The organism is Chromobacterium sphagni (assembly GCF_001855555.1).
GTDB classification, from domain to species: Bacteria; Pseudomonadota; Gammaproteobacteria; order Burkholderiales; family Chromobacteriaceae; genus Chromobacterium; species Chromobacterium sphagni.
On sequence record NZ_MKCT01000017.1, the window covers coordinates 21,478 to 47,637 of the forward strand.

Here is a 26,160-nt window from a genome sequence, read left to right on the forward strand (position 1 = left end):
TTATCCACATGTGGAGAATGTTGGGCCTGTTCGGCGGCCTCACCATAGGCTGGTGGGGCCTGCTGTGGCTGGTGCTGCCGGTGAGCTGGCAACGCATCAGCCCGTCCGCGATTTTGTTGCTGCACCTGGGGCCGCCGATGCTGTTGAGCGTCGGCATCAAGCTGTGGGCGCATCTGAAGGAAAAACGGGCCCAGGCCGAAGCGCAGCGGCAGGAGGCGCTGGCGCAGAGCGAGCGCGACGGCCAGCGCGAGGCCGCGCGCGCGCAGCATATGGCCGCGCTGGCGGAGCGACAGCGCGCGGTCGGCTGCCGCTGGCTGTGGGCGGCGGCGCTGCCGGCCAAAGACGAACCGGCCTGGTTGGCCGAGACCGCCGACGGCAGCTACTGGCAGGCGCTGGGTGCGGACGACGTGAAGCCGGGCGAGGCGCTGGACGCGCTGGAACCCTATCTGGCGGAGATGTTGTCCAGCTTGTACGCCGAGGCGCCGGGCGGGGCCTGGTTGCCGCTGTATCTGGAGACGATGCCGCTGGTGTCCGGCGTGGAGCAGTTGACGCGGGCCAAGGCGCTCAAACAGGCCGCGGCGGCCGAGGCCCTGGGCGCGGATTGCCACGTGTCCGGCGATTGCCGCTTTCTGCCGGGCAGCGGGCCGATCGCCGACCGCGTGCTGCAGGCGCTGCAGCAAGACCCGGAATTGCCGGGCGTGGTGGTGGTGGCCGCCGACGCGCCGCTGGCGCAGCAGGATGACGACGAGGATTGGGGAGCGTCGGACCCGGCGCTGCAGGCGCACCGCCGCTGGCACGGCGAGCCCGGCATGGCGGTGGTGGCGATGCTGTTCCTGCGCGACGGTCTGCCGGTTCCGCAGGCGATGCTGGCGGAAGAGGGCGCCGATCCCTATCAGCCCTACTGGGAGAAGGAGTTCTCCGGTCCGGCCGCCGGCTGGGGCGCGGTGCCGGCCAGCCGCCAGGCCAGCCTGGCGCAGCTGCCGCTGCTGGCGGTGATGGCGCAGTCCAGTTCGGCAAGCTTGGCGCAGGACAAGGCGCTGCAACTGGCGCGCCAGCTGCAGCCGGTGCTGGACAACGCGCTGGTCAACGCCGCGCTGCTGGATTATCCGTTCAGCCCGGAAGAGGCCAAGCCGGACACGCGGCAGGCGGCCGGCCTGGCTTGGCTGTGCCACAACAGCGGCCAGATCGACGTCGGCGGCGTGCGGCTGGCGGCCATCGCCACCGCTTTGTCGCGGCATGAGGTCGAATTGCACCCGATAGACGAGGCCAGCAATGTGGTGCGCGAATGGGGCGATGCCGGCGCGGCTACGTCCATGCTGCTGGCCGCCACCGCGGTGAGCCACAGCGCGCGGCTGCAGGCGCCGGCCGTCATCACCCAGTTCCATCACGATCAGGTGTCGCTGGCGCTGGCCAGGCCGCCTGCAGAGGAGAGCACGGCATGAAGGCGGCAATCCGTTTGGGCGACCCCACCGACCATGGCGGCAAGGTGGTGAGCGCCGCGTCCTGCACCACGCTGTTCGGCAAGCAGGTGGCCTGCATCGGCGACTCTGTCACCTGTCCCAAGGACGGCCACGTCAACTGCACCATCGTCGAAGGCGACGGCGGCTGGCTGGTGGGCGGCAAGGCGGTGGCGCTGGACGGCCACAAGGTCAGCTGCGGCGCCACCCTGATTTCCACCCTGCCGCAAGTCGGCAAGGCTTAGCTCCCTGTATTGGGGCATGGCCCCGGAAACGAAGACAGAATCATGGAATACAATATCGAACATCTGTTGCAGCCGGTAAGCGTCCACGCTCCGGCCGGCGAAGACCTGGCCTATTCCGCCATCTTCGACCAGATCCGCGAGGCGCGTCGCAGCGACGACCCGTCGCTGTCGCAGGGCGACTGGGAACAGGCGCTGAAAACGGCGGAATGGCCGCAGGTGGTGCGGCTGTGCGAGGACGCGCTGCAGAACAAGAGCAAGGACCTGCAACTGTTGGCCTGGTATGCCGAGGCCCAGGTGCAGGTCAACGGCGTGGCCGGCCTGGCGCGCGGCTTGGCGCTGGTCAATGGCTGGCTGGGGCAGTATTGGGAAAACGGCTTCCCGGAGCTTGACCCGCACGATCTGGACGAGCGGGTGGCCAAGCTGGAATGGCTGAACCAGCAGCTGGGCGGCGCGCTGCGCAATGTCCCGCTGATCAAGCCGGAGTTCGGTGCTTACAGCTGGAACCAGTGGCAGCAGTCGCGCGAGGTGGAGAACCTGGGCTTGAAGGACAGCGCGGCCCGTGAGGCCGCCATCGCCGAAGGCAAGCTCAGCGGCGAAGCGTTCGAGAAAGCCGCTGCCCAGTCCGGCCACGGCTGGTTCCAGGCCAAGGCCGAGGAGCTGGTGAGCGCGCTGACCGCCTATGAGGCGCTGGACGCGCTGGCGGACCAGCGCTTCGGCGCCGCCGCCCCCAGCCTGGCCGATATTCGTAACGCCATCTACGCCTGCCAGGACCTGGTGCTGCGCTACCGCCAGCAGTTTGCCGTCAACAAGCCGGCCGCCGCCCCGCAGCCGCAGCCCGCAGAGGAAAGCCGCACCGTGAGCCAAGCCGCCCCCAGCCCGGCGTACAGCGCCGCCCCCGCCAGCACGTTCAACGGCCAGATCCGCAGCCGCGAGGAAGCGGTGCGCATGCTGGGCGAAGTGGCGCGCTACTTCCGCCACAACGAGCCGCACAGCCCGGTGTCGCTGCTGGCGGAACGGGCCGCGCGCTGGGCCGAGATGAGCCTGGAGGAGTGGCTGCAGCATGTGGTGAAGGATAGCGGCACCCTCAGCCAGCTGCAGGAGCTGCTGGACGTCAAGACCGAGTAAAGTCCCCGCCGCCCGGCTATTGGCGGCGTACGGCGGATTCGCATGGCGCGGCGCCTTCATCGGCCCGCGCCATATTTCGTTTCCAGGCCGGGTGCGGGCATTCAATCCGTTGCCTGGCGCAGCCTGGGCGGGGAGTTGCTGCCCAGGCTCTGCGCGGCGACGTCAGTCTGCCGCGTTTCGGTTTGGAGCCGGAGCTCTGGCGGCAGTTGGCCGGCGAAGTCTACCAAGTGCTCCATCTGGCGGCCAGCGTCGATTTCGCTCTGCCGCTGGCCGAGTCGCGCGCCGCCAATGTGGATAGCTCCCGAGAGGTGCTCGCCTTCTGCCGCGCCTGTGCCTGGCGCGGCAAGCCGGGCTTCCGGCCCAACTACGTGTCCACCGCCTATGTCGCCGGCTGGCGGCAGGGGTGGTTGACCGAGTCCGAGCGCAACTGCGGCCAGGCGTTCTGGAATGCCTACGAGCAGTCCAAGCTGGAGGGCGAGGAGATGGCTGCGGCGGCGATGGATGAGATTGCGCTGACGATTTACCGGCCAAGCCAGATCATCGGCGAATCTCGGAGCGGCCGTATTCGCAAGTTCTTCGGCTACTACGAATTCCTCAAGCTGGCGGAGCGCGACCGGATGCCGGTGCTGTTGGCTGATCCTGGCGCCGGCCTGATCTGGTGCCCACCGGTTACGTGTGCGACGCGATGCTGCATCTGAGCGAGCGTCCCGAGGCGGCCGGCCGCGTCTATCACTTGACTGCGGGCCTGTCGCAGAGTCTGAGTTTCGAGCGCATTTTCGGTTTGATGTACCAGGTGCTGGCCGAGCGCGGCGGCGGAGTCCGTCAGCCGCGGCGGTATCGTCACGGCGAATTGGAGGCGCTGGCGACGCTGGCCGAATTGCAGCGCTACCACCTCAGCCCGCTCAAGCTGCTGCAGCGCACCTACCGGCCCTATCTCGACTCGGAGCGGGATTTCGATTGCGCAGCCACCCAGCGCGAACTGGCCGCAGCAGGCATCGTGCTGCCCGACATCGAACGCACGTTGCGCTTGTCTACCGGATACGCGCTGGACTCCCGCTATGGAACGGCGGGAAGCTCGGTGGCCGCCAATTTGAAGTTGTCTGACAGAATGCAGGATGGAAGCCATGAAGCCCAAGTTGCTTGAGATATTGCGATGCCCTCATTGCCGCGCGAGCCTGCGGCTGGCCGAGGTCGAGGCCGGCGGCGACGCCGGCGTGGAAAGCGCAGCTGGACTGCTCCGGCTGCGGCAACGACGGCCAGCTTGGCCTCAATCAGGGCTATCTGAGCTATGCCAGCGGCGGCGAGCAGTGGTTGGCGGGGCGGGAGCGCTTCAGCTGGGGACCGGCCACTTTCCGTTCGCCCAGCAACCCGTTCTACTTCGATAGCGGCAAGACCAATCCGTTGGCGGATACGCCGGGCATAGACCTGGCGCGCTGGACCCACAGCCAGGGAGCCTGGCGGCTGACTTCCGCCTATGTTTCCGATACCCGCACGCTGGCCCCGCCGCGGCAATTGCAAACCATGTTGTTCAAGCGGGATCGCCAGGGCGACAGCACCTTGTTCAGCTTGATTGTCAGCCAGCCGCGCAGCCAGGGCCTGGGGCCGTTCTGGGGCTGTTTCGCCCAGTACACGCCTGACGATGCCTGGCTGTTGTATGCAGAGGCCTCCAGCCAGCGCGGCCAGACACCGCCTTCCACGCAGGGCGTCGCCGCGCCGCAGGCCGGCTCTCGCTGGTTGGCCGGAGCCAGCTATACCCGGGAAAGCGGGCAGGTGTTGTCCGCCGAATATCTGTTCAATGGCAGCGGCCGTCCGACGGGCTGGGTGCCATTGCCGTCGGACGGCCAGGCATCGCTGCGCAACCGCCATTACCTGTGGGCCAGCCTGCAGAGCAATCCACAGGAGCTGAACCGTTACTGGCGGCTGGAGTGGACCTTCAATCTGGACGATCGCAGCCGCAACGCGATGGCTTACGGCGAGACGCGGTTGAGTGACCGCCTGTCCGGCTTTGCGATGCTCAATCTGACAGGAGGCGGCGCGGGCTCGGAATATGGCGGCGCGTTCCGCGGCAGCCTTGCTGTGAGTCCTTTGGCAAGGCCTGCGCCTGCGCAGCAAGCAATGCCGTTGGGGCGGCGTGTGTGCGCTTCCGCGCTTGATCCATTCCTACTATTCGGTGCCGGAGCCGGCGACGATTTGTTTGAATGCGCTCGTTTGCGTGGATGTCCTGTTGCGTGCCGTTTACGGCGTTTACGGCGTTGGCGGCTTGCCGCCGCCAACGCCGTAGGCCTATGGGGTCAAACGCGCTCCAGCACGATGGCCAGGCCTTGACCCACGCCCACGCACATGGTGCATAGGGCATAGCGTCCGCCGGTGGCTTGCAGTTGGGCGGTCGCGGTCAGCGCCAGTCGGCTGCCGCTCATCCCCAGAGGATGGCCCAGCGCGATGGCGCCGCCATTCGGGTTCACTCTTGCGCAATCATCCTGAAGCCCTAGCGCTCGTGTGACCGCCAATGCCTGGGCGGCAAAGGCCTCGTTCAGCTCAATGACATCGATGTCTTCGATGCGCAGCCCGGCTTTGCGCAGCGCCTTGAGGCTGGCCTCGATCGGACCTGCGCCCATGATGCGCGGCGCGATGCCGGAGCTGGCGGATGCCACCACCCGCGCGCGCGGACGCAGGCCATGGCGTTGTGCCGCTGTGGCCGAGGCGATGATCATCGCCGCCGCTCCGTCATTGACGCCGGAAGCATTGCCGGCGGTGATGCTGGAGTCGGGGCCGAATAGCGCTTTTAGCTTAGTCAGCTCTTCCAGCGAGGTTTGGCGCGGGTGCTCGTCGCGGTCCACGATCAGTGGGTCCTGCTTGCGGCGCGGAATCGGTACCGGAATGACTTCGCTTGCGAAGAATCCGGTTTCCAGCGCCGCGAAATAACGCTGTTGGCTGCGCAGCGCGAAGGCGTCCTGATCCTGGCGGCTGACATTGAAATCGCGCGCCACATTCTCCGCGGTGGCCGGCATGGTGTCCACGCCATACCGGCTCTCCATGGCCGGGTTGACAAAGCGCCAGCCGATGGTAGTGTCGTAAATCTGCATGTCGCGGCCGAAGGCCTTTTCCGACTTCGGCATTACGAACGGCGCGCGCGACATCGATTCCACGCCGCCTGCGATCAACAATTCGGCTTCGCCGGATTTGATGCCGCGCGCCGCCAGCGCCACCGCGTCCAGGCCGGACGCGCACAGGCGGTTGACGGTCAGGCCCGGGACCGTTTCCGGATAACCTGCCAGCAGCAAACTCATGCGGGCCACATTGCGGTTGTCCTCGCCGGCTTGGTTGGCGCAGCCCAGGATCACCTCGTCGATCGCCGCCGGGTCTAGCCCCGGGTTGCGTTCGAGCAGGGCGCGCAGCGGGATCGCCGCCAGATCGTCGGCGCGCACTCCGGACAACGCGCCGCCAAAGCGGCCAATGGGAGTGCGCACAGCGTCGCAGATGAAAGCGTCGGTCATCATGGTTTCCTTTCAGCTCAGGCTGACTTGCGGTTGCAACAGGGTGGACAGCAAGCCGCGAGCGGCGTCAATCTCGTCGGCGCAAACATGGTGCGGCATGCCCGGATACACGCGGAAATCCACCTCGGCGCCGGCGCGGCGGAAGGCTTGTGCGGTGTGCTCGATGCGCTCCAGCGGCATCCAGCTGTCGCAATCGCTGGTGCCGAAGAACGCCGGGAAATCCAGTTGTCGGGTGGCGTTCCCCACTCCACGCCCTCGGGGCCGAACAGACCGCCGGAGAAGGCTATCAGTCCGCCAAACGAGGCCGGGCGGCGGTAGATGTACTCGGTCGCCAAGCAGGCGCCCTGGGAAAAGCCCATCAGTACGATCTGGCGGTCGGCGAAGCCGTAGCTGCGCAACTCCTCGATGGTGGCGCTGACGCAGTCCAGCGCCTGGTCCAGCGAAGGCTGATTGCTGTCCAGCGGCGCCATGAAGCTGTGGGGATACCAGGTTAAGCCCTTGGCGATCGGCAGGATGTAGGCGACATCGGCCAAGCCGATGGCCTCACCGTTCTTGTAGGCCTCCTGGGCGCTCTGGCGGCGGCCATGCAGCAGCACTACGGCAAGCTTGGCCTGGTTCAGCGGCGCGCCGTAGATTTCCAGGTCGTGCTCTTTATGCGGGGTTTGAGCGGTTGCGTTCATGGAAGTCAGTCCTTGATGATGAGGTATTACCGGATGCCCAAGATCTGTTTGGCTTCAGCAGGAGAGGCGACGTCGCGGCCGACTTCTCCGGCCAGCCGCGCCAAGCGTTCCACCAACTGAGCGTTGTCGCGGGCCAGTTCGCCATAGCGGTAATAAACGTTGTCTTCCAGGCCGGTGCGCACATGGCCGCCCAGCAGCATGGTGTGGAGATTGATCGCCAGTTGGTGTTTGCCGATGCCTAGCGCCGACCACACGCTGTCCTGGGGGATGCTCTCCACGAAATGCAACAGGTTCTTGCAAGTGGCGGCCGCGCCGCCTTGTATGCCCATTGCGAAGCTGAAGCACAGCGGACCAGTCAAATAGCCATCTTCTTGCAATTTCAGCGCCTCGCCGATGATGCCCTGGTGGTAGACCTCGATTTCCGGCTTGGCGTGGTATTCGCGGATATCCAGCGCCAGCGCCCGGGCCAGTTCTGGCGGATTGATAAAGGGTTTGCTGCCATGGTTGACCGAGCCGCAGTTGAAGGAGGCGATGTCTGGACGGAATTGCAGATGATTCCAGGCCTCTTTCTTCTCCAGGTGCGGCGGCAGATTCAGGCCGGAAGTGCTCAGATTGATCAGGATGTCGCAGCGCTCGCGGATGCGGTGGACGATCTCGCCGTAGATTTCCGCGTCATAGCTGGGTGTGCCGTCCGGATTGCGGGCGTGGATGTGAGCTACCGATGCGCCGGCGTTCCAGCAGTCGTAAGCCGCCTGGGCGATTTCCTCCGGCGAGAACGGCACCGCCGGATTTTTTTGCCGGCTGGTGATGCCGCCATTGATGGCGGCGATGATGATGAGTTTTTGCATGGTGGGAAAGCTCGGTTAAAAAATAGGGGAATGGTTATGAGCGAGGGGTCAGGTCTTGTTGTGGGCGGGGACCGCTCGTGGCTGTCCCGCGGAGTCCGGGCGCTTGGACACCAGATAAATCCCGATGCCGATCAGCACCCCGCCCGCCAGTTCGTGCAGCGACAGTGAATAACCGAAAGCGGCAAAGGAAATTAGCGTGGCGAATAATGGCGATAGAAACAGGAAACCGCTGGTGCGCACCGCGCCGCCCAGCTCCAAGGCCATGAACCACAAGGCCATGGCTCCGGTAGTGGCAGGCAGCGCCAGCCACAGGAAAGCCATGAGTGTCTTGTCGGTATGAGGGAAGGCCAGGGCTTCGCCGCTGGCGTAAGCCAATAGCGCCAGGCAGGCGGAGCCCACCAGCATTTGCCAGTAAGTCAGCACCCAGACGTTAACGGCGATGCGGCTGCGCTTGATCACCAAGGTGGAGGCCGCCCAGCAGGCCGCGCCGCACAATACCAGCGCGTCGCCGGCGCCAAAGCCGTCCAGTTTGTTGAGTCCGATGCACATGGCTACGCCGAAAAAAGCAATGATCAGACCGACGGCTGCCAGCGGGTGGATTTTTTCTTTCAATACCAGCCGGGACATCAGGGCCACGATCAGCGGTGTGCACGCCATTAGAATGGCGGCTTTGGCCGGTGTGGTGATTCTCAGGCCAAGATTGAGAAAGCCCATTGAGCCGGCCGTCTGCAGCAAGCCGATCAGAGCCAGAACGCCCCAGGGGCGATGGCGGACAAAGGTATGCCGGTAGCGGATGCGCTGCCATAGCAGGATGGGGATGATGCCGGCGGAGGCGGCAAGAAAGCGGAATACGGCGGCCCATAGCGGCGGCATTTCCGAGAGCACGATTTTGGAAGAGGGGAACGTTGAGCCGAACAAGAAGGTTGCCGCCAAGATGAGCAGCCAGTACTTCTTGTGATTATACATAGCGTTAGACATGTATTAGGCCTAGCATAAAAAGTTTATTTATTCATATATCATATTCGAATAGTTTGCACCGTGCTTCTTGAAAGCAGACAATCATTGCTTCAAATAAGACAGGATGGGAGTCGGCGGCGCGGTAGGCAGAGCGCGCAGGGGCTCTGCCGCGATGACGAGGAAATGCTTTGGCAGCGGAGAGTTGGCGGTACCGCTCAGGAGAAATACTGGCTGGGAGCCCTATTCATGATGCGGCGGAACATCGAGGAGAATGCGCTCGGAGTGTCATAACCCATATCGGACGCGATCAGGGTGATCGGTTCGCCGGCGCTCAGCCGCGGCAAAGCGGATATCGCGCAGACTTGTTGGCGCCAGTATAGATAGGACACGCCCAGCTCTTGTTGGAACAGCCGCGCCAGGGTACGGCTGGATGCGCCCACTAACTCGGCCCATTCATTCAGGTTGCGGCGGTCGCCCGGATTGTTCAGTATCGTCGAACATATGCGTTGCAAGCGGTGGTCGTTTAGCGGCGGCAAAGGCAGGGCCGCCTCCGTAGACCATTCGATCTCGCTGAGCAGTAAATCCAGCAAACGCTCCTCCCGCTGATTGGAATGCAGAATGCTGCGGGTGCGCATCAGGCGGATGATGATCTCTCGCATAAGCGGCGAGATGGCGACAGCTTTGGGCGTGCGAGGCAACTGCTCCAGATAGTGGGCAGATTGGATATACAATGTGCGCAAAGACACTAGGCCGCGCGCCCGCATGCTGTGTTCCACGTTTGGCGGCATCCAGATGCCGCGCTGGGGCGGCACCAGCCACAGGCCGGTACTGGTAGACAATTCCATCACGCCGGTGGCGGCGAAAATCAATTGTCCTTCGCAATGGCTGTGTTTGCCGACCTGATGCCCGCTGGGGAAGTCCTTGGACATGGTCCACGCGAAAACGTCCGCTAGGTGTGCATCGCTAGATTCTGTTGCCATGCTGCTGCTTTCTTGGGTTTGTCGAGGTAGGCCGAAGAACCGCTGAATAATACTGCACCGCACAAAATATTCATACAGAATAAAATCTGATGCTTTCCTGGCTCGCAGGCATTGAGTCTGACTTGGTCGGATGGCGGCGTTGTTCATGCTTGCTATTTATCCATGCGCCGTGTCTTGCGGTCGAACGGCAAGCGAAACGGGCATCCAGAACCTGCCACTTCATTGGAGAGGACGGGTGTTTGACGGCGCTGTTGCATAAATCCTGGACAGGGCGAGCTTCCCCTTTCCCCAAACAGATTTATGCCACAGCCACCGTGCGCGGACGGCCCAGCATGCTGAAGCGGTTCAAGATGGCGGCACGCACTTGCAGCTCTGCCACTTGGCCATCGAAGCGCCGGGCTGTCACCCTTTCACCCAGCAGTGGCTTTGTTGCATAACCCCAGCTAAGAGCGAGCCTTCCCTTTCTTTAGCCCATCGCTGCCACGGCCACGGTCTTCGGGCAGCCCAGGGCGGTAAAGCGGTTCAATAGCGCCGCACGCACTTGAAGTTCCGTCACCTGTCGATCAAAGGTGCGCGCCATCACTCGGCTACCCAGTCGCGTGAAACAGTGCATCTTCGTTTCCGCCAGACTGCGGCGGTGATATCCGCTCCAGCGTTTCCAGATTCGACATCCCAAGCGCTTGCATGCCGCGATCGCTGCATTGCCCACCTCGCTGCCAGTGATTTTCGACTTCCACGGCTTGGCGTTTTTGCGCGGCGGGATCACCGGCATGATTCCTAGGCCAAACAGCGCTGCGCAACAACCCTGAGTGTCATAAGCGCCATCCAGCGTCGCCGTGGCAACGGGCTCATCCGCCAGCTGCATTCACAACTCCGGCAGTATCGATGCGTCTCCCACACCCTTGCCAGTCACCTCGATAGCTCGGATTTCCAATGTTTCGGCGTCAATGCCCAGGTGTGCCTTGCGCCACTGACGACGATATTCGGCACCGTGCTTTTTGCGTTTCCCACTCGCCTTCGCCGAGAAACGGGATGCCGGTGCTATCGATCAGCAGATGCAGCGGACCCTTAGCTGCGGCGATAGCCGATCCGGACCTGCAAGGTGCGCTGGCGACGGCATGCGGTGGAGTGATCCGGCACCAGCCAGTCGAGCCCAGCTAATTGCAGCAGACTTTGCACCATACCCAGAGCCTGCCGCAACGGCAGATTGAACAGGCATTTAATGCTGAGACAGAACTGGATGGCAGCGTCGGTGTATGTGGCTGATCGGCCGTTGTTGCCGGTTGGCAGGGAGGGTCAGCCATTGCATGTCTTTATCGAGCCAGACCAGCAGCGATCCGCGTGCGGTCAGGGCCGCGTCGTACTCATGCCAGTTGGTGGTTGCGTAGCGTTGCTTGGGCTTCTTGCTCTGGGGTGCTGCGGTGTTCATTGACTTAGCATACCGCAGCTGGCGGCAGGGTTATGCAACAAAGCCGTCTGCTTGCCAAACTTGACCCCCGCGCGGTGTAAGGGGGATAATTCTTCGTTTATTCAAATGCTTAGTCAACGCCGCCTTGGGGGTAAAAAGCAGGCGCTACACAATGAGAGCGAATGGTGCCATAGCTCCTGAAAGTCGCACTTGGTGTAGCACCGGCGGGACGGAAATAGGCGGAAATCAGCCGGAATGAACGTAAACAAGACTGCACAAAATGGCGCTGAAACCCGCGCCAGTCAAGAATCTCACGGGAATAGACCGTCCCGGCGCATGAGCGTGACGCCTATGCTGGATCGGCGCTACTGGTCGTAAAATCCAATAAATTTCAATTGATTGGCGTTGTTGTTTTTGCGCTGTAGCACTGTCGAATGCACCGAATGACAAAGCCGCCTGGGACACCAAGGCGGCTTTGTCATTCCGGATTATCATGCTTGTTGCGCAATGAAACGCGTTATCGCCCAATGCAGTCGTTCGCCATCGGATACAGATGCTGTGTTAGTGCAATGATGCGCCCGGTCGTGGGCCTATCATCGATTCGATTCCTTCCTGTTCCACTTCTTTCAGGAAAAGATCGAATGCTTTTTGGTCGGACTCAAACTCGCCGTCGAAGACGATGGAATTGTTGTACTCATCCACAATTTCGAGCGTCCATCCCGTGTCAGGCAAGCGGTAAATACACACTTCTACGGTCTTGCCCTCGACGGTGTATTGCTGTTGCAACGGGGATTCAATCAAGTCATTTTCGTCGTACATAGTAGGACCTGCTCATGGGTTAGGCATGGCTTGGATGGTAACACTGGTATGCTTCAACGGTTGGCGCCAGCTTCCGGTACGCTTGAGTACGCTACTTTGGCCTGTCCTGGCAGGTAGGCAGGTGCAGCATGTTCTCTTTCAAGGAAGTGACATTAAATGAGTTTTCACCTGTACTTTAGTGTAGGTTTGTCGACTTTCTGACGAGACCAGCTTGTTGATGCTTGCAGGGCATCATAAAATCCTTATCCCCTTTTAGTTCAATGACATACCCTCTTTGGAGGGTATTTTTATTTGGGAATCGGATGGATTTGAACGCACTGCTGGCCAGTTTCGCCTCCGCCTTTGGCCAAGATCGACGGGTATTGACTTTGCAGCTGGGTACCGGGCAGATCGCCGCCGAGCAGCTGCTGCCGCTTAGCCTGCAGGCCGAAGAGGGTCTGTCCCAACCTTACCGCTACACGCTGACTTGCCTGTCGTCGGATACTCATATCGAACTGAAGTCGCTGCTGGGCCAGCCGGCGCGCATCGGCATCGAGGATGCGGTGGGCGGCGAATCCATCCGTTGCGGCGTGGTGAGCGAGGCTAGACTGGCCGGCGCCGATGGCGGCTTCGCCAAGTACGAGCTGACCATCGAGCCGCCGTTCGCGCTGCTGCGTCACCGTCGCACTTCGCGCGTGTTCCAGGACCTGACGGTGCCGGACATCATCCAGCAGATCCTGAGCGAACATCAGCAGAGCAACCCGGCCTTCGCTCGCGTGCAGACCTTGTCCATCCAGGTACAGCCAGCCCAGCCGCGCAGCTATTGCCTGCAATACCGCGAGAGCGATTACGAGTTCATCGTGCGCCTGATGCACGAGGAAGGCTACGCCTGGCGCTTCCTCCATCAAGACGACGATGGCCCGCAGGTGCAGCTGGCGGTGTTCGATGACCCGCACAGCCTGCCGGCCGCTCCCTTGAGCCGCGTGCGCTTCCACCGCGCCGACGCCACCGAAGACGAAGACGGCCTGACCGAATGGCAAGCCGCCCGTCAGATCGTGCCCAGCAGCGTGGCGCTGGCCAGCTACGACTACAAGCCCGTCTCCACCCAGCACAGCGAAGACGGCAGCCGCATCGAACAAGGCCAGGCCGGCCAGTCGCTGCAGAGCAGCCTGACCCAATACGACGCGCCGGGCCTGTATTACGCCGGCGACGATGAACAGCTGGGCCGCTACGCCCAGCTGCGCCAGCAGGCGCATGATCAGCAGGCCAAGTCCTTCAGCGCTAGCGGCACCGTGCGCGGCCTGCAGCCGGGCCAATGGTTCCACCTGGACGACCATCCGGCACATGAAACTGATAGCCCGCAACACCGCGAATTCGTGGTCACCGGCCAGCGCTTCCAGGTGCGCAACAACCTGCCGAAGGATCTGGCCCAGCACGTCGGCGCCCAAACCGACGCCGCCCCGTTCACCACCGCCCTGCAGACTCAGCGCCGCGGCATTCCGTTGACCCCGGCCTATGCCGGCACCGCGCTGGCCAAGCCCAAATCGCGCGGCGTGCAGACCGCCACCGTGGTCGGCTCGGCAGAACCGACGGACCAAGCCGCTGACGAGATCTACACCGACGGCCAGGGCCGCATCAAGGTGCAATTCCACTGGCAACGGCCAGAGGAGCATACAACCTTCGGCGCCAACCTCGACGACAAATCCAGCTGCTGGCTGCGCGTAGCCATGCCTAGCGCCGGGGCTGGTTTCGGCCACCAGTTCATCCCGCGCATCGGCCAGGAAGTGCTGGTCGACTTCATCGAAGGCGACATCGACCGCCCGCTGGTGACCGGCGTGTTCTACAACGGCAGCCACCCGACGCCCGACTTCAGCGGTGCTGGCGCGCTCCCCGCCAACAAAAAGCTGTCCGGCATTAAATCGAAAGAACACCAGGGCGGTGGCTACAACGAGCTGCTGTTTGACGACACACCCGGCGAAGTGCGCGCCAAACTCAGCTCCGAATCCGGCAAGACCCAGCTGAACCAAGGCTTCCTCACCCACCCGCGCAGCAACGGCAAGGCCCAGCCGCGCGGCGAAGGCTTCGAATTGCGCACCGACCAGCACGGCGCCATCCGCGCCGCGCATGGTCTGCTCTTGTCGACCGAAGCGCAGAACGGCGCCGGCGGCAAACAGCTGGCGCGCGAGCATGCGCAAAGCCAGTTGCAGTCCGCCGTCGCGCTGAGTCAGGCGCTGGCGGAAACCGCTACCGGCCAGCTCGCCGACACAATGGAAACGGGTCCTGAAGAGATCAGCCACAACGCCAAAGGCAGCAAGCAGCCTGATGGTCATCTGATGCATCATCTGGATGCCCTCAAGGCTTGGGAAGCCGGCAGCAACACCGACAAAGACGGCAAAACCGCCAAGGAACAAGCCGGCCAACAGTCGCTACTCATTCTGTCCGGCCCGGCCGGCATCGCCAGCGTCACCGAGCAAAGCCAAACCGTCTCAGCCGGCACTAATCTCAACTTGGTCGCTCAGCGCGATGCCAACCACAGCACGGGACGACGCTGGCTGCACAATGTCGGCCAGCACATCAGCCTGTTCGTGGCCGGGGTGAAAGACAAGGTGGCAGTGAAGCTGATTGCTGCCAAGGGCAAAGTGCAGGTTCAGGCGCAGAGCGATGCGATAGAAATCACGGCGGACAAGGATGTGACTATCACCTCCTGCAAAGATCGGATTGAGGTCAAGGCCCAGAAGGAAATCCTGCTGACGGCCGGCGGCGCCTATTTCCGGATTGCCGATGGCAATATCGAGGTGCATGCGCCGGGCACAGTCAGCGTGAAAGGCGCAAGCCATGACTTGTCCGGCCCTGCCAGCCTGAACGCCCCGATGCCCGAGCTGAAAGTCAAAATGTGCGAGATGCGTGCCCGAGCGGCAGCCGCTGGCGGCGACGCCGTTGTCCCGGCAGCGTAAGGTCTAGGGGAGAGCGCAATGCATCAACAAAACTGGCAACCGCTGTCTGGCGCATTTCTGACTCAAGGCCAATTGGGTCCATTCAATTTTGCCATTGCCTCTGCAGAGCAAAGGGTCGAACTGCCTGATGACTGGCCGTGGATCTTGCTTACGCCCAGGGGCTTCGAAGACAACGAAGGGCTGATGCCTTCCTTGTTGAATCTATCGGCGCTCAAGCCCGATGACCGAAGCGCCTTGTTCACCCAACTGGAAAACGCCCAGCAAGACGATGAACCAGCGCCGCTCAGCGCGCTCCTGTCGGCAGCCGTTGCCCCGGTCGCAATGGCTCGCCATCTATGTCAGGCCCAGGTGTTGGTCCATCAAGGGCAGAAATCCTGGCTGAGAATTTTTGACGGCAGAGTCTGGTCGCAACTGCCGCGCGTACTCAATGCCCCGGCCATGATCGGTTTGTATGGTCCGGTCAACCTATGGGCAAGCAATCTGTATGGCCGCTGGGCCTTGATGACGCCCCCCGCGTTCAACTCAGCCCAACCTACCGCGCCAGCCATCGATTGGGAGCGGCTGTTGAGAATCGGCGCAGTGAATCGCGCATTCGCGCAAACTGACTGCCTGGACTGGGAAAGCGCCATCAGCCGCGCGGCGCGAGTGGATAGCCTGGTTCAACGGGGGCAACACTTGTACCAACTGGGCCGGCTTGAGGACCAAGTGGCCTTTGCCTGTTACGGCATTCGTTACGGTGATCCGTTTGATTCACACCCGTTGATCCAGCGCGAGATCGCCGGCTGGATGGCGCAAAGCCCGGAAGAGCGTGAAGACAGCACGGTGGTGGATTGCCTTGCGCTGCTCACAGACGAGCAGTGGGCCGTAATCCAAGCTTCCGCTATTGAATAACGCATACCCAAACGAGAAAACATGAGCACCAACCCCAGTTGCGAATACTGCGATAAGCGCGGCGTACCGATTTTCCCGGCCCGGTATGCGGTTGCCCTTCCGAATGCCAACGCGCCGGCGGTAGCCAACAAACCCATGGTGGCGCTGCCCGATGCGAGCAGTCAATACACGCTGAGAACGCTCCGCAGTGGCTACCTCTATGTTTACGATGAGGCACGCAAACGCTGGGATGACTATTTTGTCACCGAGGATGGCTATTTCTTCAAGACCAGCACCCAAGCCAAGGGGCAGCCGCTGGTTCTACCGAAAAAACCGTTCAGTTGTACGGATGAAGGGCACCGCGCCATCGCCAGTTGCATCACCATCCCCGATGCCAAGCGCGCCACCAAGGTCTGGCTGGCGTTTTCGGACGGCCAATGGACGGAAGCCGTGCGCAAGCGTCATGACAGCGCAGACTATCGCAAGAAACACATGCGCTGCGTAGACGTCAAAGCATACAGCGCCAGTGTCGATGCCAAGCATCGCCTGCCCATCAAGGATGCAGGCAGCAAAATCGCGGAATATGCGCTGGATAAAGCGGCTCTGGACAAGGTAGTGGGCTTCTCTCCCATCCCGCTCGCCAGCAGAAAAGGCCGCGCCGAGCGGCTGATTGCGGAGGCAGAAAAACTCGCCCCCGGCAAAGGCTTCATCGTCGTGCTGAGCGATCCGGTCGGCATCGCCGCGGAGCTTTCCGCCCTGATGATTCATCACGCTAGCGCTTTCGCCAACAAGAAGGAAAACAAGCACCCGCTGATGGCCAGCATGGCCATCAGCCAGATCAAGACGGCTGTGGAAGATCAGGCGCTGGAAGCCGAGCATCAGGCGGCAGAAGAACTATCCAATGACTACCTCTCGCAGCCCGACCTCTCTGTGCTGTTCTCATCCAGCGCCAGAAAGCGCAGAGATGCCCAGTACGATGCCCTGCGTACCGTCACGCCAGCCGAAGCCAAGTGTGCCCAAAAGCTGGCCTGGGACAAATACCGGGCCAAGTTCAACGAGCCCGCTATGCAGGCCTGGCAGGAGAAGTTTGAAGCGGAAAGCCAAAAGTTCGATCAGAACACCATCCAGCCGCTGGCCAAGGCTTATCTTGGTTGGCTAGCTTGTCAGGACATCAAACAATCCTTCCAGTGCAATTATGATGAAGACGATCTGGATAGCGGAGAGGCCTACACGCGGGCAGCCAATCTGGTCGTTTCCGGCGCGCAAGACAAGAAGCTTTGCCTGGACTACCTTTCGCAATTGCTATCAGGCAGCTTTGAACCGGAAAACTTCCTGCTTAACGCCGCTGTGCTCAATCAAAAATCGCTGAAAGACCAAGTTAAAAAGGCCGTCGGGGCACAAAGCATTGATCCGCGCATCTTCCCCGCAGACGCCTACATCGGCTTCCAGGGCGGCGTGGCCGAGAAAATTGCGCACGGCGATACCAGCCTGAATGCCTATCTGCTGACAATCAGCGCGCCCTTGATCAAACTGTTCGATGGCATATCCAACAAAGTGGCGCGGCCGCTCTGGACCGCAATGGCAATGCACAGCCGTAAGTTTTTTGTGCAGATTGAAGTCACCGGTAGTAAAAAAGCTTTCCGTACTCGGCTGATCAAGGAATTGGTCAAGCAAAGCGGCAAGGCGATGAATCCGCGCGAGATGGAACGCGCTGTCAGCGCACAGCTGCGCAATCTGCAAGCAGCCGGCGTGCCGTTGGAAGGAACCGAAAAGAAGATGTTTACTCTCTTGCTCGATCCCAAGCAAGTCAGAGGGATGCCCAACGGTCTGACCCCTTCACAGCAGGCTAAATGGCTGGCAGGCAGTATCCATACTTCGGCTCAGCTGGATAATATCGTCATGGGCGAGTGGCGCGCGGCACTCTCCAGCGCCAAGGGAGCGATACCTTTCGCCGGCGGACTGCTGGCAGCCATTTGGCAGTGGGCCGCTTTGGACAAGCTGGGACAAGATGAACAAGGTGCGATGAGCCACGAGGCAAAAGAGGCTGGCTGGCGTTTGCGTGCAGGCACAACTGCACTTGCTGGGACCATCGTCGATATGGCTGGACAAGGTCTGAAAAAATCCGCGACCTGGGTGCCAAAATTTGCCGAGGGTTTGGGTAAGTTTGGAAGTCTACTTAGCGGCCTTGGACGATTAGGTGGATTCATTGGCGGAGCCATCATGGCATTTTGGGATGGGAAGAATGCGCTTAACTCATTTAGGTCGGGAAAGATTGGGATGGGTTTTTTATACCTAATGTCAATGGGGCTGGGAGTGATAGTTGCATATATGGCACTCGCTAGTGTATTTCCATTTATTGGCTGGGTCGCCATTATTGCACTGATTGGAGTTGCTTTGCTGATTGAACTATTCAAGGACAATAAAGTTCAAGCCTGGCTGGAAAATGGGTATTGGGGTGGGCGAACGTATAAAACACCAGACGAAGAGCAAAAGCAATTAGAATTAGCCGTGGCGGGATAATATGGAATTTACTGGACAGGCCACTCCGTACGCAGTTAGTAGGCCACTTTCGATTGATGAGCGCGATCGTCAATTAAAGCAAAAAGAGAACCTAAATACTGAGCTTTATCATCAGCTTTCGGTTATCGAGATTAACTCTAACTGGCTAGAGGTGGTTGATAAGTATTTTTTTGACAAGGGGGCCTTGACTACAGCCTGGATAACTCAGGCTGCGTTTACTATGTTCGGATTGTTAACTGGGTTTTATTATGGCCTATCCGCGATAGCATCAGGAAATGCTGAGGGTTGGTATGTCTTTATAGTGAATCCAATACTAATACTTTTTGCGTGGTACACTTGGAGAGTAACAAAGAAAGAAATCAACTACACCCACTATCCCATCCGATTTAATCGCAAAACACGCATGGTTCATGTTTTTCGTCAGGATGGCACTGTGCTGAGTGCGAAGTGGGAGAAAATATTTTTTACCCAGATTCCCGTCACCTACGGGATGTGGGATATGGTTGGCCATGTTCTGGATGAGGATGGCGTAACAGTGCGCGAAACGTTTGGGCTGCCGGCATGCGCAATGGGGAGCTGGGGACGGGAGAGAGCGAAGGGGTATTGGGAGTTTATCCGCCGCTACATGGAAGAAGGCCCTGCCAGCGTCTCGGATGTGATTAGCGGCTGCCTGCCGATCAAAGACAAGAAAGAAACGCTAGCATTCAGTTTTGAGCGCATCGCTGCCTCTCTAGGTAGCTATCTCAATGCATTCATTCTTTTTTACTATATATTCTATCCAGGCCGTATGATTGCCATGCATTTCAGCAAAATCCCTCGATGGCCAGCTGAGATCGAGGCACAGTGTCAACGTCTTGACGGGCATGACCCATTTTTCAAAGATGCTAGTATGAATGCATAGGGAGGTCTGGATAAATCGTGGTCTTATCGGACTTAAGTTCTGTAAGATTCAGGGCCGTGTGATTTTACTGACGACGGACATGCGTAGATTTTTGCGGTGTCCTCGTGGAGACCGAAGATTAATGGGCTGGACTCTGTAGGCTGATATCTACGCTGCGTTGACATTGCCGGGGCACTCTCGGCTTTCCCTGTATATTTCGCGCCACAGCGGATGTCCCGCAAGCGGGGTGATCCGCCACTGCATGATTGACAGATGTCTGCTTGCCAAACTTGACCCCGGCGTGGGGTAAGGGGGATAATTCTTCGTTTATTCAAATGCTTAGTCAACGCCGCCTTGAAGACGGGAAGGCAGGCACTACGCAATGAGAGCGAGTGGTGCCATAGCTCCTGAAAGTCGCACTTTGTGTAGCACCGGCGTGACGGAAATAGGCGGAAATCAGCCGGAATGAACGTAAACAAGACTGCACCAAATGGCGCTGAAACCCGCGCCAGTCAAGAATCTCACGGGAATAGACCGTCCCGACGCATGAGCGTGGCGCCGATGCTGGACTGGACCGACCGCCACTACCGCTACTTCGCCCGCCAGATCACTCGCAACGCCTGGCTGTACACCGAGATGGTGACCACCGGCGCGCTGCTGCACGGCGACGTGGCGCGCCACCTGCGCTTCGACGACGCCGAGCACCCGGTCGCGCTGCAACTGGGCGGCAGCGAGCCGGCCGAGCTGGCGCGCTGCGCGCGCCTGGCGCAGCAATGGGGCTACGACGAAGTGAACCTCAACGTCGGCTGCCCGTCTGAAAGAGTGCAGAAAGGCGCTTTCGGCGCCTGCCTGATGGCCGAGCCGCAATTGGTGGCGGACTGCGTCAAGGCGATGCGCGACGCGGTGGACATCGACGTCACCGTCAAGCACCGCATCGGCATCGACCAGGTCGAGCATTACGACTACTTGCGCGAATTCGTCGATGTGGTGGCCGACGCCGGTTGCCGCACCTTCATCGTCCATGCCCGCAACGCCATCCTGAAGGGCCTCAGCCCCAAGGAAAACCGCGAAATCCCGCCCTTGAAGTACGACTACGTCTACCGGCTGAAGCGTGAGCGGCCGGAGCTGGAAATCCTGCTCAACGGCGGAGTGAAGACCAATGCCGAAATCGCCGAGCATCTGAAGCACGTCGACGGGGTGATGGTGGGGCGCGAGGCCTATCACAACCCGTGGCTGATGGCCGATTGGGACGCGCTGTTCTACGGCGAGCAGGCGGCGGCGCCGGAACGCGAGCGGGTGGTGGATGCCATGCTGCCCTATGTCAGCGCCCGCCTGGGCGACGGCAGCCATCTGCGCCACATCGCCCGCCACATCCTGGGCCTGTTCCAGGGCATGCCGGGCGCGCGCAACTGGCGCCGCATGCTGTCCGACGCCAAGCTGCTGGACGGCGCCGACGCCGGCCTGCTTAGCCAGGCGCTGCAGGCGACGCTGCAGGGCCGCCGCGCTTAGCCCGCGTTGCCATCGCGAGCCGCCGGAGCGTCCTGCGGCCGTTTTGGGCGGCCCGGGCCGCCCTTTGTCTTTGTTGTCATGCCCGGCATGACTGTCTGGAGGTGAATCCCAAGTGAAGAAATTGCAGAAGTTGATGCTGGCTTTGTCTCTGTCGTCCGGCCTGGCCCAGGCGGGTCCCGATGACGTGCTGCACATCTACAATTGGAGCGGCTCGCTGTCCGACAACATCGTGCGCCAGTTCGAGAAGCGTTGCGGCTGCCGCGTGGTGCAGGACTACTACGGTGACAACGAGGAAATGCTGGCCAAGCTGGCCGCCGGCGCCAAGGGCTACGACATGGTGTTCCCGTCCAGCTTCGTGATCCAGGCGATGACCAAACAGAAGCTGCTGCAAGCTCTCGATCACGGCAAGATTCCCAATCTGCAGAACGTCGCGCCGGCCTACCGCTTGCAGGCCTATGATCCGGGCAACCGCTACACCGTTCCCACCGTGCTGACGCTGACCTCGGTCGGCTACAACGTGGAAAAGCTCAAGCAGCTGGGCGTCGATCCCGGCAGCTGGTCGGTGATCTTCGATCCCGCGGCGCTGCGGAAGATCAAGGGCAAGGTGACGGTGCTGGACAGCTCGCGCGAGGTGTTCGCCGCCGCGCTGTTCTATCTGGGCAAAGACCCGAACCGGGCCAGCGAAGCCGACATGCGCGCCGCGCGCGACGTGATCCGCAAGGCCAAGCCGTACTGGGCGGCCTTCTCCAACGCCAGCTACCTGAAACAGCTGGCGGTGGGCAATATCTGGGTGGCGCTGGGCTACTCCAGCGAATTCTTCCAGGCCGGCGAAGACGCGCGCCTGGCCAGGCGGCCGTTTCATATCGGCAATGTGCCGCAGCGCGAAGGCAACGAGCTGGGCGTGGATACAATGGCGATACTGGCCGGCGCCAGGCGGCCGGACCTGGCTCACCAGTTCATCAATTTCATGCTGGACGGCAAAAACGCCGCCCAGCTCACCAACCTCAACGGCGCCACCAACCCGGTGGCCACGGCCAGCCCTTACTTCCGCGCCGACCTGAAAAGCCATCCAGTGATCAATCCCAGCCCGGAACAGGCGAAAAAGTGGACGGTATTGCGCGAATTGACGCCGCAGGAGCGCCGCTTGATGGCGCGGATGTGGACGGAAGTGAAGGTCAGCCGCTAAGCTGGCGGCCTAGTCAGGAAAGATGAATACAATGTTCGATCAACTGGTTCTCGCCAGCAACAATGCAGGCAAGCTGAAGGAGTTCGGCGCGCTGTTCGCCGAGCTTGGCATCACGGTGCGACCGCAGCGCGATTTCGATGTGCCGGAATGCCCGGAGCCCTACCACACCTTCCTGGAGAACGCGCTGGAGAAGGCGCGCCATGCCAGCCGCCTCACCGGCCTGCCGGCGCTGGCCGACGATTCCGGCATCTGCGTGGAAGCGCTGGGCGGCGCGCCCGGGGTGTTTTCCGCCCGCTTCGCCGGCGAACCGAAGTCCGACGCGCGCAACAACGCGCTCTTGGTGGAGAAGCTCGAGGGCGAGGCCAACCGCCGCGCCTGGTATTACTGCGTGCTGGTGTTGGTGCGCCACGCCGACGATCCGCAGCCATTGGTGGCGGACGGCATCTGGCTGGGCGAGGTGAGCGAGCGGCCGGCCGGCGACGGCGGCTTCGGCTACGATCCCTATTTCCATCTGCCCAGCCACGGCTGCAGCGTGGCCGAGCTCGACGCGGCGGAGAAGAACCGCGTCAGCCACCGCGGCCAGGCGCTGGCGGCGCTGCTGGCCAAGCTGAAGGCGCTGGCATGAGCGTGGTGGACCTGTCGGCGCTGAAGGGCGGCCTGCGCGAACTGCCGCCGCTGGCGCTGTATATCCATTTCCCATGGTGCATACGCAAGTGCCCGTACTGCGACTTCAACTCGCACGAGCCCAAGAGCGGCTTCGACGAGATGGCGTACGTGGATACGTTGTTGCGCGATCTGGAATTCAGCCTGCCGGCGGTATGGGGCCGGCCCTTGACCAGCATCTTCATGGGCGGCGGCACGCCCAGCCTGTTCAGTCCGCAGGCGATGGATGTATTGCTGGCCGGCGTCCGCGCGCGGATGAAGCTGCATCCGGATGCCGAGATCACGATGGAGGCCAATCCCGGCACCTTCGAGATAGACCGCTTCCGCGGCTACCGCGAGGCCGGCATCAACCGCTTGTCCATCGGCATCCAAAGCTTCAACCCCCGGCATCTCAAATCGCTGGGCCGCATTCATGACGGCGACGAGGCGAAGCGCGCGGTGGAAATCGCGCTGACCCACTTTGACAACGTCAACCTGGACCTGATGTACGCGCTGCCGGGCCAGACACTGGATGAGGCGCTGTCCGACCTCGATATCGCGCTGTCCTACGGCATTACCCACCTGTCGGCCTACCACCTGACGATAGAGCCCAATACCCTGTTCGCGGCGCAGACGCCGAAGAACCTGCCGGACGACGAGACGTCGGCCGACATGCAGGAGGCGCTGGAGTCGCGACTGGCAGTGGCCGGCTTCGAGCACTACGAAACCTCGGCTTTCGCCAAGCCCGGCCGCCACAGCCGCCACAACCTCAACTACTGGCAGTTCGGCGACTACGTCGGCATCGGCGCCGGGGCCCACGGCAAGATCAGCAGCCACCAGGGCATCGCGCGCCAGATGCGGCACAAGCAGCCGGCGGCCTATATCCGCGCGGTGGCGGAGGGCATGCCGCTGCAGAGCGAGCAGCGCGTCGCCCGCGCCGACCTGCCGTTCGAATTCATGATGAACCTGCTGCGCCTGACCGGCGGCTTCGAGAGCCGGCTGTTCCAGGAGCGCACTGCCCTGCCGCTGCTGTCGATCCAGCGCCAGTTGGCCGAAGCCGAGGCGCAAGGCCTGCTGCTGCGCGACGCGGCCATCATCCGGCCCACGTTGAAGGGCCAACGTTTTCTCAACGATCTGCTCACCCTGTTCCTGAAAGAAGGAGATGAATAATGGCTAAGGAAATCATCCACACCGACAAGGCTCCGGCCGCCATCGGCGCTTACTCGCAGGCCGTCAAGGCAGGCAACACCGTTTACCTGTCCGGCCAGATCCCGCTGGACCCGGCCAGCATGGCCGTGGTGGAAGGCGGCTTCGCTGCCGAAACCCACCAGGTATTCAAGAACATGAAAGCGGTGTGCGAAGCCGCCGGCGGCAGCCTGGACCAGATCGTCAAGCTCAACGCCTACCTGACCGACCTGTCCAACTTCGCCACTTTCAACGAAATCATGGCGCAGTACTTCAGCCAGCCTTACCCGGCGCGGGCCGCCGTCGGCGTGGCCAGCTTGCCCAAGGGCGTGCTGGTGGAGGCCGAAGCGGTGATGGTGCTGTAAGTTTCAACCGCATCGAATGAAAAAGCCCCGGGTTTGCGCCCGGGGCTTTTTTGCGGGTATGGGGGGGCGGCATGCGGGCGCCGCGAGTCGGTGATCTTGTTGACAGTGGCCGGATCCGGCCGGATTTGGCATGTTGCGGCAAATGAATCGACGGGGAGTGCGCAATGAAGGGTTTACTGCCGGTTTGTCTGTTGTTGTCCGCCGCCGTCTGCCAGGCGCAGATTTTCAAATGCCGCGATGGCGACGGACGGACCAGCTATAGCCAGCAACCATGCCCAGTCGGCAGCAGCAGGCTGGAGATGGATGGGCGCCAGTCATTGAGTGTGATCGAACAGGAGGCGAGGCAGCGCGCGTCGCGGCAGCAGTATGGCAAAGAGTTGCAAGATTGGGCCGGCAAGCGCGACAAGGCGCGCCAGGCTGAGGAAAAGGCGGCGCAGCGCGAACGGCAGGCGGGCCGCAAGAAATGGCTGGTGGAACGGCAACATTGCCAGAGGCTGGCGGACAAGCAGGCATCACTGCGGCAAAGCCTGTATCAGGGACAGGCAGTCAAGGAGTTGGATCGCTTGAAGCTCAGACTTGCCAAGGTGGAGGATCAGATGCAGGATCGGGCATGCCATTTATATAAGGACGATTGATGCCGACTTACCGTTTCGAGCTTGTCAATGTATTTGCCGAACAACGTTTCGGCGGCAATCCGCTGGCGGTGTTCCCGGATGCTGCCGGCCTGTCCGACGCGGACATGCAACTGATCGCCCGCCAGTTCAACCTGTCGGAAACCGTGTTCCTGCTCCCCGGCGATAGCGAAGCCGCGGCCAGCCTGCGTATTTTCACGCCAAATTATGAATTGCCGTTCGCCGGCCACCCCACGCTGGGCAGCGCGGCGGTGCTGCACGCGCGCGGCGAGGTCGGCGACAGCTTCGCGCTGCGCACCCGTTCCGGCCTGATCCCCATCCTGTATCGGGACGGCCTGTTCCGCCTGAGCGCGCCGGCCGCCACTGCGCGGCCGGCGGATTGTGGCCGTGAACAGGCGGCCGTGATGCTGGGCCTGTCGCCGAGCGACATCGCGCAGGATCCGCAATGGCTGAACGCCGGCAGCGAGCAACTGTTGATCGGCCTGGCCAGCCGCGAGGCGGTATTGCGCGCGCAGCCCGATCCGGCCTTGTTCCGCCGCCACGCCACCCTGCGCCCGGGACGCAGCGTCGCCTACGTCTGGCATCAGCAGGACGGCGTCGCCGCCGTGCGGCTGTTTTTTGAGCAGCAGGGTGCGGTGATCGAGGACCCGGGCACCGGCAGCGCCTGCGCCAACCTGGGCGGCTGGTGCGTGCTGAACGGCCTTGCGCCCTTGTCCTGGCGACTGGAGCAGGGGGAGGCGATAGACCGGCCAAACAGGCTTTACCTGGATATCGACGCCGCCGGGCAGGTGCGGGTGGGCGGCCGGACATGGCCTATGGGGCGGGGCGAGTTCAAATTGTGACGGCGCGGCGGCTTGACGATGCGGCCTGCTGTTGGCATCCTAGAGCCGCTGCTCCAAACTGTTGTTTCATAACAAATGAACGAGGAAAACATCATGATTCGAATCGCCAAAGCCGCTTGCCTGGCTACCGCGCTGGGCCTGGCCAGCCAATTGGCTCTGGCTGGCAGCGCCGCCGGCCTGTGGAAGACCATAGACGACGAAACCCACCAGGCCAAGGCGCTGGTGCAGATCAACGAAGGCCCCAACGGCGAGCTGACCGGCAAGGTGATCAAGCTCTACCTGCATCCGGAAGCGGTATGCGACAAGTGCGACGGCGCCAACAAGGGCAAGCCGGTCAATGGCATGCAGATCCTGTGGGGCCTGAAGAAGCAGGGCGACGAGTGGAGCGACGGCCAGATCCTCGATCCCAAGTCCGGCAAAATCTACACCTCCGGCGCCAAGCTGATGGAAGACGGCAAGAAGCTGCGCGTGCGCGGCTATATCGGTCCCTTTTTCCGCAGTCAGGTTTGGGAACGTCAGCAGTAAGCGGCAGCGCTCTGTCTGAACGGACTGGGCGGAAGCCGGCGTCAAGCCGCTTCCGCCT

General features: G+C 61.8%; 24 protein-coding genes and 2 pseudogenes. 18 read left to right on the forward strand and 8 right to left on the reverse strand.

The genetic code is table 11. From position 1 onward, the window contains the following. Positions 1-8: 8 nt before the first annotated feature. The 6 genes from BI344_RS08370 to BI344_RS08395 all read left to right on the forward strand — a co-directional run bounded on the left by BI344_RS08370 (position 9) and on the right by BI344_RS08395 (position 5,152). Positions 9-1,442: a hypothetical protein gene (locus tag BI344_RS08370; RefSeq protein ID WP_071112515.1), complete on the forward strand. Its 1,434-nt coding sequence runs from the start codon at positions 9-11 to the stop codon at positions 1,440-1,442. Beyond that, on the forward strand, positions 1,439-1,702 hold the full coding sequence (locus BI344_RS08375; RefSeq protein ID WP_071112516.1) for a PAAR domain-containing protein: 264 nt from the start codon (positions 1,439-1,441) through the stop codon (positions 1,700-1,702). The genes BI344_RS08370 and BI344_RS08375 overlap by 4 nt, the downstream gene beginning before the upstream one ends. 42 nt (positions 1,703-1,744) lie before the next feature. Then, the gene (gene tssA, locus BI344_RS08380; protein WP_071112517.1) at positions 1,745-2,827 is read left to right on the forward strand and encodes a type VI secretion system protein TssA; all 1,083 of its coding nucleotides are present in this window, start codon (positions 1,745-1,747) and stop codon (positions 2,825-2,827) included. A 182-nt stretch (positions 2,828-3,009) separates the two neighbouring features. After that, positions 3,010-3,525, forward strand: coding sequence for an SDR family oxidoreductase (locus tag BI344_RS08385; protein ID WP_071112518.1), 516 nt, complete (start codon positions 3,010-3,012; stop codon positions 3,523-3,525). Next, a complete protein-coding gene (locus tag BI344_RS08390; RefSeq protein ID WP_139166929.1) occupies positions 3,486-3,971 on the forward strand; it encodes a hypothetical protein in 486 nt (161 codons plus the stop codon). Before BI344_RS08385 ends, BI344_RS08390 begins: the two co-directional genes overlap by 40 nt. Further along, a complete protein-coding gene (locus BI344_RS08395; protein ID WP_071112520.1) occupies positions 3,968-5,152 on the forward strand; it encodes a hypothetical protein in 1,185 nt (394 codons plus the stop codon). Before BI344_RS08390 ends, BI344_RS08395 begins: the two co-directional genes overlap by 4 nt. Here the strand turns inward: BI344_RS08395 and pcaF are convergent. The 8 genes and pseudogenes from pcaF to BI344_RS08430 form a co-directional block, all read right to left on the reverse strand. Then, positions 5,119-6,321: a 3-oxoadipyl-CoA thiolase gene (gene pcaF / locus BI344_RS08400; protein WP_071112521.1), complete on the reverse strand. Its 1,203-nt coding sequence runs from the start codon at positions 6,319-6,321 to the stop codon at positions 5,119-5,121. The genes BI344_RS08395 and pcaF overlap by 34 nt on opposite strands. A gap of 17 nt (positions 6,322-6,338) precedes the next feature. After that, positions 6,339-7,001 carry an alpha/beta hydrolase gene (locus tag BI344_RS08405; RefSeq protein ID WP_083370132.1) on the reverse strand — a complete coding sequence of 221 codons (663 nt, stop codon included), beginning with the start codon at positions 6,999-7,001 and terminating at the stop codon, positions 6,339-6,341. Positions 7,002-7,027: 26 nt separating this feature from the next. After that, a complete protein-coding gene (locus BI344_RS08410) occupies positions 7,028-7,849 on the reverse strand; it encodes a beta-keto acid cleavage family enzyme (RefSeq protein WP_071112522.1) in 822 nt (273 codons plus the stop codon). Between the two features lie 48 nt (positions 7,850-7,897). Further along, complete coding sequence (locus BI344_RS08415) at positions 7,898-8,827, reverse strand: DMT family transporter (RefSeq protein ID WP_071112523.1); 930 nt, start codon at positions 8,825-8,827, stop codon at positions 7,898-7,900. Between the two features lie 194 nt (positions 8,828-9,021). Beyond that, entirely contained in the window at positions 9,022-9,933 is a 912-nt protein-coding gene (locus BI344_RS08420; protein ID WP_204378030.1) for an AraC family transcriptional regulator, read from the reverse strand. A 151-nt stretch (positions 9,934-10,084) separates the two neighbouring features. Continuing rightward, positions 10,085-10,204 (reverse strand): annotated as a pseudogene (locus BI344_RS23770) (IS5/IS1182 family transposase); the annotation flags it as partial. A 48-nt stretch (positions 10,205-10,252) separates the two neighbouring features. Continuing rightward, positions 10,253-11,215 (reverse strand): annotated as a pseudogene (locus BI344_RS08425) (IS5 family transposase). A gap of 540 nt (positions 11,216-11,755) precedes the next feature. After that, positions 11,756-12,013, reverse strand: a complete 258-nt coding sequence (locus BI344_RS08430; protein WP_071112525.1) for a hypothetical protein — start codon at positions 12,011-12,013, stop codon at positions 11,756-11,758. A 302-nt stretch (positions 12,014-12,315) separates the two neighbouring features. Between BI344_RS08430 and BI344_RS08435 the strand changes: the two genes are divergently transcribed. The 12 genes from BI344_RS08435 (at position 12,316) to BI344_RS08490 (ending at position 26,102) form a co-directional block, all read left to right on the forward strand. Continuing rightward, positions 12,316-14,946: a type VI secretion system Vgr family protein gene (locus BI344_RS08435; RefSeq protein ID WP_083370133.1), complete on the forward strand. Its 2,631-nt coding sequence runs from the start codon at positions 12,316-12,318 to the stop codon at positions 14,944-14,946. 18 nt (positions 14,947-14,964) lie between these two features. Next, positions 14,965-15,837 (forward strand): hypothetical protein, encoded by an 873-nt coding sequence (locus BI344_RS08440; RefSeq protein WP_071112526.1) that lies wholly within the window; start codon positions 14,965-14,967, stop codon positions 15,835-15,837. A gap of 21 nt (positions 15,838-15,858) precedes the next feature. Next, a complete protein-coding gene (locus BI344_RS08445) occupies positions 15,859-18,336 on the forward strand; it encodes a T6SS effector BTH_I2691 family protein (RefSeq protein WP_071112527.1) in 2,478 nt (825 codons plus the stop codon). A gap of 1 nt (position 18,337) precedes the next feature. Then, the gene (locus BI344_RS08450; protein ID WP_071112528.1) at positions 18,338-19,237 is read left to right on the forward strand and encodes a DUF6708 domain-containing protein; all 900 of its coding nucleotides are present in this window, start codon (positions 18,338-18,340) and stop codon (positions 19,235-19,237) included. Positions 19,238-19,681: 444 nt separating this feature from the next. Further along, positions 19,682-20,725 (forward strand): tRNA dihydrouridine(20/20a) synthase DusA, encoded by a 1,044-nt coding sequence (dusA, locus tag BI344_RS08455; RefSeq protein WP_083338815.1) that lies wholly within the window; start codon positions 19,682-19,684, stop codon positions 20,723-20,725. Between the two features lie 112 nt (positions 20,726-20,837). Then, on the forward strand, positions 20,838-21,911 hold the full coding sequence (locus BI344_RS08460; protein ID WP_083370134.1) for an ABC transporter substrate-binding protein: 1,074 nt from the start codon (positions 20,838-20,840) through the stop codon (positions 21,909-21,911). Between the two features lie 31 nt (positions 21,912-21,942). Beyond that, positions 21,943-22,536 carry an RdgB/HAM1 family non-canonical purine NTP pyrophosphatase gene (gene rdgB / locus BI344_RS08465; RefSeq protein WP_071112530.1) on the forward strand — a complete coding sequence of 198 codons (594 nt, stop codon included), beginning with the start codon at positions 21,943-21,945 and terminating at the stop codon, positions 22,534-22,536. After that, on the forward strand, positions 22,533-23,723 hold the full coding sequence (gene hemW / locus BI344_RS08470; RefSeq protein WP_071112531.1) for a radical SAM family heme chaperone HemW: 1,191 nt from the start codon (positions 22,533-22,535) through the stop codon (positions 23,721-23,723). Before rdgB ends, hemW begins: the two co-directional genes overlap by 4 nt. Further along, complete coding sequence (locus BI344_RS08475) at positions 23,723-24,103, forward strand: RidA family protein (RefSeq protein WP_071112532.1); 381 nt, start codon at positions 23,723-23,725, stop codon at positions 24,101-24,103. The genes hemW and BI344_RS08475 overlap by 1 nt, the downstream gene beginning before the upstream one ends. 164 nt (positions 24,104-24,267) lie before the next feature. After that, entirely contained in the window at positions 24,268-24,738 is a 471-nt protein-coding gene (locus BI344_RS08480; protein ID WP_071112533.1) for a DUF4124 domain-containing protein, read from the forward strand. Next, positions 24,738-25,577 carry a PhzF family phenazine biosynthesis protein gene (locus BI344_RS08485; RefSeq protein ID WP_071112534.1) on the forward strand — a complete coding sequence of 280 codons (840 nt, stop codon included), beginning with the start codon at positions 24,738-24,740 and terminating at the stop codon, positions 25,575-25,577. The genes BI344_RS08480 and BI344_RS08485 overlap by 1 nt, the downstream gene beginning before the upstream one ends. 93 nt (positions 25,578-25,670) lie before the next feature. After that, positions 25,671-26,102, forward strand: coding sequence for a DUF2147 domain-containing protein (locus tag BI344_RS08490; RefSeq protein ID WP_071112945.1), 432 nt, complete (start codon positions 25,671-25,673; stop codon positions 26,100-26,102). The last annotated feature ends 58 nt before the right edge of the window (positions 26,103-26,160 follow it).

Bases quoted from the DNA above. Each gene is read 5' to 3' on its own strand.
- BI344_RS08370 (WP_071112515.1), top strand. From the start codon at position 9: ATGTGGAGAATGTTGGGCCTGTTCGGCGGCCTCACCATAGGCTGGTGG.
- BI344_RS08375 (WP_071112516.1), top strand. From the start codon at position 1,439: ATGAAGGCGGCAATCCGTTTGGGCGACCCCACCGACCATGGCGGCAAG.
- tssA (WP_071112517.1), top strand. From the start codon at position 1,745: ATGGAATACAATATCGAACATCTGTTGCAGCCGGTAAGCGTCCACGCT.
- pcaF (WP_071112521.1), bottom strand. From the start codon at position 6,321: ATGACCGACGCTTTCATCTGCGACGCTGTGCGCACTCCCATTGGCCGC.
- BI344_RS08405 (WP_083370132.1), bottom strand. From the start codon at position 7,001: ATGAACGCAACCGCTCAAACCCCGCATAAAGAGCACGACCTGGAAATC.
- BI344_RS08410 (WP_071112522.1), bottom strand. From the start codon at position 7,849: ATGCAAAAACTCATCATCATCGCCGCCATCAATGGCGGCATCACCAGC.
- BI344_RS08415 (WP_071112523.1), bottom strand. From the start codon at position 8,827: ATGTCTAACGCTATGTATAATCACAAGAAGTACTGGCTGCTCATCTTG.
- BI344_RS08420 (WP_204378030.1), bottom strand. From the start codon at position 9,933: ATGAACAACGCCGCCATCCGACCAAGTCAGACTCAATGCCTGCGAGCC.
- BI344_RS08430 (WP_071112525.1), bottom strand. From the start codon at position 12,013: ATGTACGACGAAAATGACTTGATTGAATCCCCGTTGCAACAGCAATAC.
- BI344_RS08435 (WP_083370133.1), top strand. From the start codon at position 12,316: ATGGATTTGAACGCACTGCTGGCCAGTTTCGCCTCCGCCTTTGGCCAA.
- BI344_RS08440 (WP_071112526.1), top strand. From the start codon at position 14,965: ATGCATCAACAAAACTGGCAACCGCTGTCTGGCGCATTTCTGACTCAA.
- BI344_RS08445 (WP_071112527.1), top strand. From the start codon at position 15,859: ATGAGCACCAACCCCAGTTGCGAATACTGCGATAAGCGCGGCGTACCG.
- BI344_RS08450 (WP_071112528.1), top strand. From the start codon at position 18,338: ATGGAATTTACTGGACAGGCCACTCCGTACGCAGTTAGTAGGCCACTT.
- dusA (WP_083338815.1), top strand. From the start codon at position 19,682: ATGAACGTAAACAAGACTGCACCAAATGGCGCTGAAACCCGCGCCAGT.
- rdgB (WP_071112530.1), top strand. From the start codon at position 21,943: ATGTTCGATCAACTGGTTCTCGCCAGCAACAATGCAGGCAAGCTGAAG.
- hemW (WP_071112531.1), top strand. From the start codon at position 22,533: ATGAGCGTGGTGGACCTGTCGGCGCTGAAGGGCGGCCTGCGCGAACTG.
- BI344_RS08475 (WP_071112532.1), top strand. From the start codon at position 23,723: ATGGCTAAGGAAATCATCCACACCGACAAGGCTCCGGCCGCCATCGGC.
- BI344_RS08480 (WP_071112533.1), top strand. From the start codon at position 24,268: ATGAAGGGTTTACTGCCGGTTTGTCTGTTGTTGTCCGCCGCCGTCTGC.
- BI344_RS08485 (WP_071112534.1), top strand. From the start codon at position 24,738: ATGCCGACTTACCGTTTCGAGCTTGTCAATGTATTTGCCGAACAACGT.
- BI344_RS08490 (WP_071112945.1), top strand. From the start codon at position 25,671: ATGATTCGAATCGCCAAAGCCGCTTGCCTGGCTACCGCGCTGGGCCTG.